Below are 12,023 nucleotides of genomic sequence, written 5' to 3'. Positions count from 1 at the left end.
CGGTTGCACGCAACCCCGCCTCACGGAGTGATTCATGTATTTCGGCATCCAAACTAAATGGTCGTTAAAGCGTGCCGCACGTGTTTATGCATGGCTGCGGCTCGGCGTGGTCGCGGTGCCGATGCTGTGCGCGGCGCTCGGCACCGCGTCTGCGCAGGCTCAGGTGAAGATCGGCTCGATTCTGTCGGTGACGGGGCCGGCGGCTTTCCTCGGCGAAGACATGAAGGCCGCCATGCAGATGGCCGTAGACGATCTGAACGCGAAGGGCGGTATCAACGGACAGAAAGTCGAATGGGTGTTTTACGACGGCGAGAGCCAGGCGGCCAAGGCGATCAACGCGACGCGCCGTCTGCTCTCGCAGGACAAGGTCTCGGTTATCGTCGGCGGCGGCAATATGAGCGGGATCGCGCTCGCGATGCAGCCGCTCGCGGAAAAGGCGGCCGTGCCGTTCGTGTCGACCGAAGGCGCGATGACGATCGTCTATCCGGCCGCGCAGCGCAAGTTCGCTTTCAAGAGCACGGTGGACGACGATCAGGTACTTGAGCGCCTGGCGGACTATTTCGCCAAGAACAAGATCACGAAGATCGCGTTTCTGGCCGATAGCAGCGGCTTCGGACAGAGCGCGGTCGAACAGCTCAAGACCATCGCACCGAAGCGGCATCTGGAGGTGGTCTATCAGTCGTTCAATCCGGCCGATACCGATCTGACGCCGCAACTGGGCGCCGCAAAATCCGCCGACGTAGGCGCGATCGTATGCTGGACGGTGACGCCCGCCGGCCTCATTTTCATCAAGCAGGCAAACCAGATGGGCCTGACGATGCCGCTGATTCACAGCTATGGCTTCGTCGATCAGCGCTATATGCAGCTGGCCGGCGAGGATGCCAGAAAGCTGCTGCTGGTGTCGGTCAAGTTTCCGGTCGGTGCGGATCTGCCGGATAGCGATCCGGTGAAAGCGAACATCACCGATCTGACGAAGCGTTTCGAAGCACGCTACAAGCACGCGCCAAACCAGTTCGTCGCGCAGTCGTACGACGCGATCATGCTGGCCGCGCAAGCGATGCAGAAAGCCGGACCGAAAGCCGACGGCGCCGCCATCGCCAACGCGTTCACGAGCATCCAAGGTTACAAGGGCATCAGCGGCATTTACTCGTTTTCCGCCGATCGCCATTCAGGACTGAGCAAAGACGACACCGTGATGGTGCGTTACGACGGACAGCGTTTCAGGCTGGCCGACTATCGCTGATCCGGTCGCATTCCATGTCGCTGTTATCGACCTGTCTCGCGCTTCGTTGTGAAGCACTCAAGGAGAGCCGCATGTCCACCGCCACGCCGTTCACGATTCTGGATACACCTGTCAGCCAGTTTCCGCTCGACCTCGGAGTGCGGAATCCGAAGATCCGCGAGCTGTTTCATCTGTCGACCGCGAAGCAATGGGACCCGCGCACCGACATCGACTGGAGCGGGTGCGATCCGTCGGTCTACACGGAGGAGCAGCGTTATGCGGGACGTCTGAGCTGGAGCCGTCGCGCATGGACCGAATATGCGGCGATTTCCGAAAGTCCGGCATTGCAGCTGCGTTTCTGCCACGAGAAGCGTGCGCCGGATATGCGTCTGTACTTTTCGATCCGCTCGCAGGAAGAGGCGCGTCACGCAGAAGCGTGCTTTCGCATGGCGGAGCGTCTGGGCGGCTATATTCCGGCGCCCAAGCCCAAGGCGCAGCAATCGGTTGCGACACACGGCGTGCGACGCATGGCGCTCGACCAGTCGATGCCGCTTGAAGCGATCATCGCTGCGCTGGTCTGCACGTCCGAGGAAATTGCGTTCGACGTGTTCCGTCATCTCGCCGACATCACCCGCGATCCGGCCGCGCGCCGCATTCACCAGATGATCACGCGCGACGAAGTCCGCCATTGCGCATTTGGCTGGCGTTTTCTCGATGCGCAGATGCCGCTGCTGTCGAGCGCCGAGGTGAAAGCGGTGGAGGAAGCCGTCGTCACGATGATCGAGAAGGTCGAGCTGAACGGCTATCACGTGACGTGGCTGTCGCCCGACAGCGAGGACGCCCGCGAAGAGATCGCGATGGATCGCACAGCGTGGGAAGCGGGCCTCGGCGCTACTGTCGAAGAACTCGAAAAGCCGATTTTCATCGCGTCCGTCGCGTCGATTCGCGACCGCATGCAACCTTGGGGCATTAACCTGCCCGCGTTTTATCACCCGAAGCTTGGCACGTTTTGACAGGAGCCGGACATGACCGACACACTGGCCGTCGCGCCCGACACCGCTGCGCAACCCGTGCGTATCCGGCAGGAGCGGCGCTTTCCGATCGCGCTGTCGCGGCAGATCGATTCGATACGCGACCTCTACGATCTCGCCAAGCAGCAGCGCTGGAACCCGCTGACGGACATCGACTGGAGCGGGTTCGAGACGGAGGGGATAGCGCGTGACGCACTCGACGCGGCGCGGCTCGTCTGGAGCCGCCGGGCCTGGCTCGAATATCCGCGTCTGTCGGATACGCCCGCCACGTTGATCCGCTTTTGTCTGGAGCCCGACCGCGAGTCGGACCCGAAGCTGTTCCTGACCGTAAAGAACACGGAAGAAGCCTGGCAGATCGAGACTTATCATGCGCTTGCCGACGTGCTTGGCGGTTACATCGATCGCCCGCCGCATGCCGGTGACGACGCGCTGTTCGACCAGTTCCGTCACGTCTCAGCGTTGCGCGCGGAAGAATCGCTCGACGGTCATTTCGTCGCGCACTGCGTGCTGGAAGCGGAAATCGAGTTGACGCTGTATCGCGCGTATCTCGAGGCGACCACGCATCCGGCGATCCGTCAGGCGCTCGAACACATCGTCGATGCCAAATCGCGGCATGCGCAGTTTGGCTGGCTCTATCTGGACGTGCGCGCGCCCGTGTGGGACGAGGCCGCGCACGACGATATCGCCGCACGCGTAAGCACGTACATCGACAAGTCTGTGCTCGCCGGTTTGCACAGCGCGTCGCTCGCCGGACAGAGCGACATGGCCACGGCGGCCGACGTCGCGGCAAAGCACGGACTCGGTGCAGTGAGCGCCGCGCGCGAAGCCGGACTCGTGCTGGACGCGTTGAACGACGCATTGGCGCGGCTCGTGCCGCTCGGCGTGCAGGTCGCGCTTCCCGCCCGGCCGGCCCACGCGCCGGTTCCAGCCGGAGCGCAATGATGAGTCCGCTTGCCGTCCAGATCCTGCAACTTGCCATCGCCGGTCTCACGATGGGCTGCATCTACGCCATCGTCGCGGTCGGTTTCAACGTCGTCTACAAGGCGACGGGCGCGATCAATTTCGCGCAGGGCGAGTGGCTGATGGCGGGCGGCATGGTCGCGTCGACCCTGCATAACGCCGGCTGGCCGGTGTGGGCAGCCTGCGTGGCCGCACCGCTCGCAGTCGCGGCGGCCGGCTGGGTATGCGACCGACTGGTGATGCCATTTGTCGCGCGCGGTCCACACAACAACCCGTTCACGCTGACACTCGTTACGATCGGTGTCGGCCTGAGCGTGCGCAGCGCCGTGATGATGCTCGGCAAAGAGCCGCATGGGTTGCCTGGACTTACGCCGGCCACGCTGCACGTCGCGGGCCTCGCCATCGACGCGCAGGCGCTATGGCTCGTGGGCATTGCGCTCGCATTCATCATCGCGACGCATGCGTTCTTCGAATACACGCTGGCGGGCCGTGCGATGCGAGCGTGCGCAGCCGAACCCGGCGCCGCTGCGCTGATGGGCGTGCCGGTCGAGCGCACGGTGTCGTGGGCGTTCGTGCTTGCGGCGCTAGCCGGTGGCATTGCCGGCGTGATCGTCACACCGCTGACGTTCGTGTCGTACGACTCCGGCACGCTGTTCGGCTTCAAGGGATTTGCCGCTGCGATGCTCGGCGGGCTCGGCGGTCTGCGTGGTGCGTTGCTCGGCGGCTTGCTGCTCGGTCTGCTTGAATCGTTTGCGAGTGGCCTCGTCTCGTCGCACTTTCGCGACCTCATGTCGTTCGTCTGTCTGCTGCTCGTGCTGTTCGTCCGCCCCAACGGGCTGTTCGGACGCGCGGATATCGTAAAGGTCTGATCATGACGTCCGTCGATAAAGCGTTGCCACGCGAGGCGCTTCCACCCGCCACCCGCGAGACGCCCGGTCGGGCCGTGCCGACCTACCGCCAGCCGCGCGCGCTGATCGCCGTATGGATCGTGCTCGCGCTCGTGCCGTTCGTCTCGCCGAACAGCTATGTGACCGGTCTCGTCGTGACCTTGCTGCTCAACGTAATGCTGCTCGCGGGTCTGAATCTCGTCTCGGGTTATACCGGCCAGATTTCGCTGTGTCATGCGGGTTTTTACGGCCTCGGTGCGTATGCGAGCGGCGTGCTGTCGGTCCGCCTGGGTACGCCGCCACTCGTCGATCTGCTCGCAGCGGTGGGAGTTGGCGTACTGGTCGCGCTGGTCGTCGGCATGCCGACGTTTCGTCTCAGGGGCCACTACCTGGCGATGGCGACACTCGGGCTGAACGCGATCGTTTCGGTGCTGTTCGTCGAGCTGGTCGATCTGACGGGCGGTCCGAACGGACTGTCTGGCATCGAACCAATGTCGATTGCCGGCTTCGCATTCGATACCGACCGGTCGTTTTACTGGCTGTGCTGCGCAATCACCTTCGCGGCGATGTGGGCCATCTACAACCTGATCCATTCGCGCATAGGCCGTGCGATGGTGAGCCTTGGCAACAGCGAAACCGGTGCACAGGCGAGCGGGGTCGACACGCAGCGCACGAAGCTGGTGGCCTTCGCGCTGTCGGCCGGGCTGGCGGCGGCTGTCGGATCGCTATATGGCCACTATGCGGGCTTTATTTCACCTGAATCGTTTTCGGTGTCGGTGTCGATCCTGTTGATGGTGATGGTCGCCGTCGGCGGCAAGGGACGTTTCTTCGGGCCGCTGTTCGGCGCGCTCGTCTATACGGTCGTGCCCGAAGCGCTGCGCGCGATTCCCGATGCCGAACTGCTGATCTTCGGTGTCGCGATGGTAGTCGTGCTGACGGCTTTTCCAGCAGGCATCGCTGGCGCGGGCGAGCGCGTGGCGCGGCGTGTCTTCCGTGTTGCGGGGCGTGACCCGAAGCAGGGGAGGACGCATGGCGAATGACACGTCCGCCTTGCTGACACTGCACGACATCGGCGTGCGGTTCGGCGGGCTCCCCGCGCTCGACGGTGTGTCGTTCAACATACCGCGCGGCGCCATCAAGGGGCTGATCGGTCCGAACGGCGCAGGCAAGTCGACGCTTTTCAATACGATCTCGGGCAACACGGCCCCGACCAGTGGCACGATCCATTTCGATGGCGCGCGCATCGACACGGTGCCGATGGCGCGCCGCGCGCAACGCGGCATCGCCCGTACGTTCCAGAACCTGCAGCTGTTCGGTCAGCAGACCGTGCTCGAAAACGTGATGGTCGGCTGTCATCCACGCACGCACGCCGGGCTTGTCGCGTCGATCCTGCGCACTCCGGCGCAACGTCGCGAGGAACGCGCGATCTACGATGAATCGATGGCCGCGCTCGACACCTTCGGTCTCGCGGATCGTGCACATCGTCTGGCGGGTACGCTCAGTTTCGGCGAAGCGAAGATTGTTGAAATCGCACGCGCGATAGTGAGCCGGCCCATGCTGATGCTGCTCGACGAACCGGTCGCGGGCGTGCCGCACGGCGAAGTCGAACAGGTGATCGCTGCGATCGACAACGTGAACCGTGCGGGCGTCACGCTGCTGCTGGTCGAACACAACCTCGGCTTCGTGATGTCGCTGTGCGACGAACTCGTCGTGCTCGATCACGGCTGCCTGATTGCCGATGGGGAGGCCGAAGCAGTCGTGCGCGATCCGGCGGTGCTGACCGCCTATCTCGGCGAGGAGCTGGCCGATGCTTGAAATCCGCGAACTGCGCGCTGGCTATGGCGCAAATCTGGCGCTGCATGACGTGTCGCTGACGGTCGGACAGGGCCGTATTGCGTGTCTGATCGGTTCGAACGGCGCAGGCAAGAGCACGACGCTGCGTACGGTGTGCGGGATCGTGCGCGCACGTGGCGGCAGCGTCTCGCTCGCGGGAACGCGCATCGACCCATTCGCGCCGGCAAAGATCGTCAAGGCCGGGCTCGCGCTCGTGCCGGAAGGCCGACGCGTGTTCGGCCCGCTCTCCGTCGACGAAAATCTGCAGATGGGCGCTTACCTCTCGTTGCGGGAACGCAAACGGCAGCACTACGACGAACGGCTCGCGTTCGTGCAGCGGCTCTTTCCACGTCTGCTCGAACGCAGCAGGCAGCTGGCTGGCACGCTCTCGGGCGGCGAGCAGCAAATGCTCGCGATTGGCCGCGCGCTGATGAGCGGCCCACGCGTGCTGCTGCTCGATGAACCGTCGATGGGCCTTGCGCCGCTCGTCGTACGCGACATCTTCGCGACGCTGGCGAGTTTGCGCGACGACGGTATGACCATCCTGATCGCTGAACAGAACGCGCGTGCTGGTCTGTCGATCGCCGATGACGCCTACGTGATTACCGAAGGCCGCATCACGCGTTCGGGAACCGCTGCGCAGATCATGCAGGACCGCACGCTCGCCGATGCGTATCTCGGCACGCAGCAAGCGGGCAGCACCGCGCGCCGCCGCCGCACGGCGCGAGATGCAAGCGGCAACCCTGCGGACGATGGCGCGCCCGTCGTCCACGCTTCTTAACCCGAGTGATGGAATCCTGAAGATGACTGTCGTGAAACTCAATCCCGATACCGTGCCTGCGCCGACCGGCCCTTATAGCCATGGCGTGTCCACACGCAGCACGGGCCGCACGCTCTATATCGCGGGGCAGGTCGGCGTGGCGCCGGATGGCACGCTGGCCGACGGTTTCGCCGCGCAGGCCACGCAATGCTGGCTCAATCTCGTCGCCATTCTCGCAGCCGATGGCATGACGGTGCACGACCTCGTGAAGGTGAACACCTACGTCACCGACGTGTCGACTGTCGCGCAACTCGGTCCCGTGCGCGAGCAGTTTCTCGATGGTGCAAGGCCTGCTTCGACGCTGACGGTGTCGCCCGCGCTCGTGCGTGCGGACTGGCTGATCGAAATCGAGGCGATCGCCTTCAAGGCGCAATAGCGTCGACTGACCCGGGGCGCGGCCTCGAACGGAGACAGTTTCATGAGTGACGAGATGGCCATCGATGCGCACACGCGCACGTCAATACCCGTTAGGAATCCGATTCTTGCGCTGACGGCGAGTGCGCTGTCGCACGCGTACCGTGCAGGCGAACTGTCGCCGGTCGAAGTGACCGAGGCGGCGCTCTCGCAGATCGCAGAATTCGATCCGCAACTGCATGCGTTCTGCGAAACCCGCGCGGATGCGGCGCGCGTCAGTGCACGCGAGGCAGAGGCACGCTGGCTATCCGGCGCGCCGTTGTCACCGCTCGATGGCGTGCCGGTATCGATCAAGGATCATATCGACGTGATGGGTTTTCTCGCGCCGAATCGGGGCGGACCGGCGCGTCAGGAGGAGTCGTCGTTCGACAGTCCGTGCGCGGCGCGTCTGCGCGAAGCCGGCGCGGTGATGCTCGGCAAGACGACGATGCCGGAGCTGAGCGTCGTGCCGGTCACGCAGACGGCCGCGTGGGGCATCACGCGCAATCCGGTCGACCTCGCGCACAGTCCGGGCGGATCGAGCGGCGGCGCGGCGGCGGCGGTGGCCGCGGGCATGGGTGCGATCGCCATCGGAAGCGATGGCGGCGGCTCGATCCGTCTGCCGGCCTCGTTCACCGGAACGTTCGGGCACAAGCCGACGTTTGGTATCGTGCCCTATTACCCGGGGCAAACGGATCGGACGGTTGCCGGTCCGATCGCCCGATCGTGCGAAGACCTTGCGCTGGCGATGGATGTGATTGCGCGCCCCGATGGGCGCGACTGGACGGAACAAAGTCGCGCCGATGTCCGCTATGCCGACGCATTGCGTGCGCCTTTGCCGCGTCTGCGAATCGGCTTTAGCGCGAGCTTCGGGTTTCAGAAGCCCGATGCCGAGGTGCTGGCCTGCGTGATGCGCGCATTGGGCGCGTTCGACACGCTCGGTCTCGAGGTCGAGACGTTTGAGCGCCTGTGCGACGACCCATTCATGACGTATATGCGCCAGGCGACCTTACGTCTGCGTGGCAGGAGCGCAAGCTATCGCGGCCCCGAAGCCGTGGGTTCCGTGTTGCGTCTGGCCGATACATGGAGCGCCGACGACAACCAGCGCATGATCGATGCGCGCGCCAAACTCGCCGAGGATTTCTTCGGGGCGTTCCAGCGCTTCGACGTCATCGTGTCGCCGAGCGCACCGTTCACCGCGCCGCGCGTAGGCGATTTCTATCCGGATGGCGTGATCACCTCGGAAGCGAACCGCAATCTGATCGGCTATGCCGCGCCGTTCAATCTCGTGCATCTGCCGGCGATCTCGATTCCATGCGGGCGGGTGAACGGGCTGCCGGTCGGTTTGCAACTCGGCGGGCCGCGATACTCGGATGCGCAGCTGCTGCAACTGGCGCATCGACTGAGTGAAGTGTTGTGTACGGTTAGCTAGGCATTGTTGCCCGTTGATCCAAAAGCCTCGCGTGGCATCCCTGCTATTCGACTATTGCGGTGTATCTGGCTGGACTCGCCCCGGCTCGGTCCGGCGGCCCGGCGGCCCGGCGGCTGCTGGGGACCCGACAGCGGTCATTTGCCGAGACTGGAGCGAAGTACCGCTCCAGATCACTGTCGCCGTTGTTTATTCAATCGATGCATTTGAAGAAGCAATAGCACACGCGGGAAAAGGAAGAAAGCGCATCGTGAGTGCTGCGCAATCAGTTCAACGCCCCGTTTGCCGCCGGCACTCGCGCCCGCAACCAGTTAATGCTGACGAACAGCAAGACCGCGAACACGATCAGCATGGTCGCAACCGCGAGAATGGAAGGATCGATGGAGTCGCGAATGCCGCTCCACATCTGGCGGGGCACGGTCTTCTGATCCGGGCCGCCGATGAAGAGGATCACGATGATTTCATCGAACGAAGTTGCGAACGCAAACACGCTGCCCGTTGCGACAGCTGGCGTGATAAGCGGCAGGGTCACGCGACGGAACGCAGTCCAAGGGTTGGCCCCAAGACCGGATGCGGCGCGCAACAGGCTTTGATCGAACGACAACATCGACGCTGTCACGGTGATCACGACGAATGGCGTGCCGAGCGCCGCATGCGCAAGCACGACGCCTGCGTACGAGTTCACCAGTCCGAGCGGTGCGAAGATCAGGTAGAAGCCCGCCGCCACGACGACGATCGGCACGATCATCGGAGAAATGATGATGGGCATGATGACCGAGCGCAGCGGGAACTGGGAGCGGGACAATCCGAGTGCGGCGAGCGTGCCGAGACAGGTCGCGATCAAGGTCGATGCCGCGCCGATGCCCACGCTGTTCAGCAACGCGCGCTGCCAGTCCGCGCTGGTCAGTGCCTGCTCGTACCATCGCAACGAAAAGCCCTGCATCGGATAAGAGAAATACGAGCCTGAGTTGAACGACAGCGGAATGATCGCGAGAATAGGTGCAATCAGGAAAAACAGCACGAGCGCCGTGTGCACGCGAACCCAGCGTGCAGCGACGCGTTCCGTCAGCACTGTGTTGCGTTTGTCTTGCATGAGCGTGTCCTTCGATGCTGATGGGTCAACCGAAGCGCAGCCGGTCGATGCCGACAATGCGGTTGAACAGGAAGTAGAAGACCGCCGTGAAGATCACGAGGTACGCCGACAGTGCGCCCGCAAGTCCCCAGTTGAGCTGCGTATTCGTTTGCATCGCGATGAGCTGGCTGATCATCTCGTCGCCTGCGCCGCCGAGCAGCGCAGGCGTGATGTAGTAGCCAAGCGCCAGCACGAACACGAGAAAACATCCCGCACCGACGCCAGGCAGCGTCTGCGGCATATAAATGCGCACGAAGGCCGTGAACGGATGCGCGCCGAGCGACATCGCCGCACGCACGTAGACGGGCGAAACGCCTTTCATGACCGAGTAGATCGCCAGAATCATGTAAGGCAAGAGCACATGTGTCATGCCGATCAACACACCCGTACGATTGAAAATCAGCGGTACAGGATGGGTGGCAAGACCCAGCCCCGAGAGCACGCTGTTGACGACACCGCCCGGTTGCAGCAGAACGTACCACGCGGTCGTACGCACGAGCAGCGATGTCCAGAACGGCACGATCACGAACAGCATCAGACGGTTGCCGGTTTTCGCGGGCAAACTGGCGAGCAGCCATGCAACGGGATAACCGAGCACGAGGCAAATCAGCGTCACGGTCGCGCTAATCGAAATGGTCCTGGCGAATGCTTCGCGATAGACCGACGCATCGGCGGGCATCGACGCAATGGCCCCTTGCGGCGTGACCTGCGCGTCCATCGCGGCAAGCAGATAGTCGGGCGTCGGCGACTCGGCCGCGCGCTTGAACAGGCGCCACACCTCGGGCGAGTTCCATCGCTCATCGATACCGATCAACGCGGGCTTCCACGCTTTCGGTGCGTCATCCTGAATATTGCGCGCCGTGCGCATCAGCAGGCTGCGAAACTCCGGCTGCGCGAAGTTCAGACGGCGCGCAACCGCTCCCAACTGGCCGCTTTCCTGGGCCTGTTTCAGCCCCGATGCAAGCAGCGCGAACGTACGTTCGCCGGGAACACCTTGCCCGTCCCACGCATTCAAGGCTTGCGCGAACGCGGGCATGCTGTCGGCGACCTCGCGGTTCTGCACGCTGCGTGCAAGCAGCATCGCAATGGGCGCGATAAACGTGGAGACCAGAAACACAATAAGCGGTAATGCGAGCAGAAGTGCCTGCACCGACGCGCGCCGCTGCGCCTGGTGATAGGACGCGCGGCCCTCCTGGGCCCGGGAAAGACCGCCGATGGGTGCGTGGATCGGTGCAGGCATGTTCTTCATCTCGTCTGCTTCAATTGCCTTATTGCGTGAGCCACACCTGGAAGCGCTTGTTGATCGCATCGGCGTTATCGGCCCAGAAGTTCGCGTTGATCTGCACGGCGCGTTTGAAGTTTTCCGGTGCGGTCGGCATGTCGGCGAGACGCTGTTTGTCGACGAGGGCGACCGCGTCCTTGCGCGGCGGCGCGTAAGCGATGTACTTCGCCAGGTCTGCTGACGCCTTCGGCTGGGCTTGCGACACGATGAATTTCGAGGCCAGATCGGCATGCTTCGCGCCGTTTGGAATGCCCCACCATTCGAAGTCGTAGACCTGCGCATCCCATACGGTCTTGAAGGGCTTGTGGTCCTTCTTCACTGCATCGTCGATGCGACCGTTGTACGCCTGCACCATCACTACCGCGCCGTCGGCGAGCAGTTGCGGCGCTTGCGCGCCCGACTCCCACCACACGATATTCTTCTTGATGGTATCGAGTTTTTTGAACGCACGGTCGACACCTGCGGGCGTGCCGAGCACCTTGTAAACATCCTTGGGATCGACGCCATCGGCGATCAGCGCCCATTCCATCGCCACCTTCGGCGATTTGCGCAGGCCGCGCTTGCCGGGGAATTTCTGCACGTCGAAGAAATCGTTGACGGTGGTCGGCGCGCTCTTCAGCTTGCTCGAATCGTAAGCGTAGACCGTCGACCAGACCATGCTGGCCACCGCGCAATCGCTGATCGAACCGGGAATATAGTCACTGGTATTGCCGAGCGACTTCTTGTCGAACTTCCTGAGCAGACCTTCATCGCAGGCGGTGATCGCGTCGTTGGTTTCGAGGTCGATCAGGTCCCATGTCGTGTTCTTCGCCTGTTCCATTGCTGAAAGCTTGGCGAGTCCGCCGTCATAGGATTCGAGCGAAAACTGGGTGCCGGTCGACTGCGTGAACGGGTCCATCCAGGCCTTCTTTGCCGCAGCTTCGAATGCGCCGCCAAACGTCACCACGTTCAGCGTTTCGGCTGCTTGCGTGGTGACGCTGGAGATAGCGAGTAGGGCGAGTGCGGCGCATTGTGTTCTGAATAGAGTGCGCATG

Annotated in this window: 12 protein-coding genes; 9 read left to right on the top strand and 3 right to left on the bottom strand. The window is 63.3% G+C overall.

Annotated features, from left to right (window positions below):
• The first annotated feature begins 34 nt into the window (after positions 1 to 34).
• The 9 genes from AAGS40_RS27865 (at position 35) to AAGS40_RS27825 (ending at position 8,578) form a co-directional block, all read left to right on the top strand.
• Entirely contained in the window at positions 35 to 1,243 is a 1,209-nt protein-coding gene (locus tag AAGS40_RS27865; protein ID WP_345816782.1) for an ABC transporter substrate-binding protein, read from the top strand.
• A 71-nt stretch (positions 1,244 to 1,314) separates the two neighbouring features.
• On the top strand, positions 1,315 to 2,235 hold the full coding sequence (locus AAGS40_RS27860) for a ferritin-like domain-containing protein (protein WP_345816781.1): 921 nt from the start codon (positions 1,315 to 1,317) through the stop codon (positions 2,233 to 2,235).
• A gap of 12 nt (positions 2,236 to 2,247) precedes the next feature.
• Complete coding sequence (locus tag AAGS40_RS27855; protein ID WP_345816780.1) at positions 2,248 to 3,195, top strand: hypothetical protein; 948 nt, start codon at positions 2,248 to 2,250, stop codon at positions 3,193 to 3,195.
• Complete coding sequence (locus AAGS40_RS27850; protein ID WP_345816779.1) at positions 3,192 to 4,082, top strand: branched-chain amino acid ABC transporter permease; 891 nt, start codon at positions 3,192 to 3,194, stop codon at positions 4,080 to 4,082. Before AAGS40_RS27855 ends, AAGS40_RS27850 begins: the two co-directional genes overlap by 4 nt.
• A gap of 2 nt (positions 4,083 to 4,084) precedes the next feature.
• The gene (locus AAGS40_RS27845) at positions 4,085 to 5,140 is read left to right on the top strand and encodes a branched-chain amino acid ABC transporter permease (RefSeq protein WP_345816778.1); all 1,056 of its coding nucleotides are present in this window, start codon (positions 4,085 to 4,087) and stop codon (positions 5,138 to 5,140) included.
• Positions 5,130 to 5,915 (top strand): ABC transporter ATP-binding protein, encoded by a 786-nt coding sequence (locus tag AAGS40_RS27840; RefSeq protein WP_345816776.1) that lies wholly within the window; start codon positions 5,130 to 5,132, stop codon positions 5,913 to 5,915. The genes AAGS40_RS27845 and AAGS40_RS27840 overlap by 11 nt, the downstream gene beginning before the upstream one ends.
• Positions 5,908 to 6,714: an ABC transporter ATP-binding protein gene (locus tag AAGS40_RS27835; protein WP_345816775.1), complete on the top strand. Its 807-nt coding sequence runs from the start codon at positions 5,908 to 5,910 to the stop codon at positions 6,712 to 6,714. Before AAGS40_RS27840 ends, AAGS40_RS27835 begins: the two co-directional genes overlap by 8 nt.
• Before the next feature lie 22 nt (positions 6,715 to 6,736).
• Entirely contained in the window at positions 6,737 to 7,129 is a 393-nt protein-coding gene (locus AAGS40_RS27830; RefSeq protein ID WP_345816774.1) for a RidA family protein, read from the top strand.
• A gap of 42 nt (positions 7,130 to 7,171) precedes the next feature.
• Positions 7,172 to 8,578: an amidase family protein gene (locus tag AAGS40_RS27825; protein WP_345816773.1), complete on the top strand. Its 1,407-nt coding sequence runs from the start codon at positions 7,172 to 7,174 to the stop codon at positions 8,576 to 8,578.
• Between the two features lie 262 nt (positions 8,579 to 8,840).
• On the opposite strand, the gene AAGS40_RS27820 is transcribed toward AAGS40_RS27825, so the two are convergent.
• The 3 genes from AAGS40_RS27820 to AAGS40_RS27810 are packed head-to-tail and all read right to left on the bottom strand — an operon-like array spanning position 8,841 to position 12,022.
• The gene (locus AAGS40_RS27820; RefSeq protein WP_345816772.1) at positions 8,841 to 9,668 is read right to left on the bottom strand and encodes an ABC transporter permease; all 828 of its coding nucleotides are present in this window, start codon (positions 9,666 to 9,668) and stop codon (positions 8,841 to 8,843) included.
• A gap of 25 nt (positions 9,669 to 9,693) precedes the next feature.
• On the bottom strand, positions 9,694 to 10,947 hold the full coding sequence (locus AAGS40_RS27815; protein WP_345817615.1) for an ABC transporter permease: 1,254 nt from the start codon (positions 10,945 to 10,947) through the stop codon (positions 9,694 to 9,696).
• Between the two features lie 28 nt (positions 10,948 to 10,975).
• Positions 10,976 to 12,022: an ABC transporter substrate-binding protein gene (locus AAGS40_RS27810; protein ID WP_345816771.1), complete on the bottom strand. Its 1,047-nt coding sequence runs from the start codon at positions 12,020 to 12,022 to the stop codon at positions 10,976 to 10,978.
• Position 12,023 lies beyond the last annotated feature (1 nt).

Source organism: Paraburkholderia sp. PREW-6R (assembly GCF_039621805.1).
Lineage (GTDB): Bacteria > Pseudomonadota > Gammaproteobacteria > Burkholderiales > Burkholderiaceae > Paraburkholderia.
Note: the sequence above shows the minus strand (reverse complement) of the source record. Positions and strands in the feature narration are given on the sequence as shown.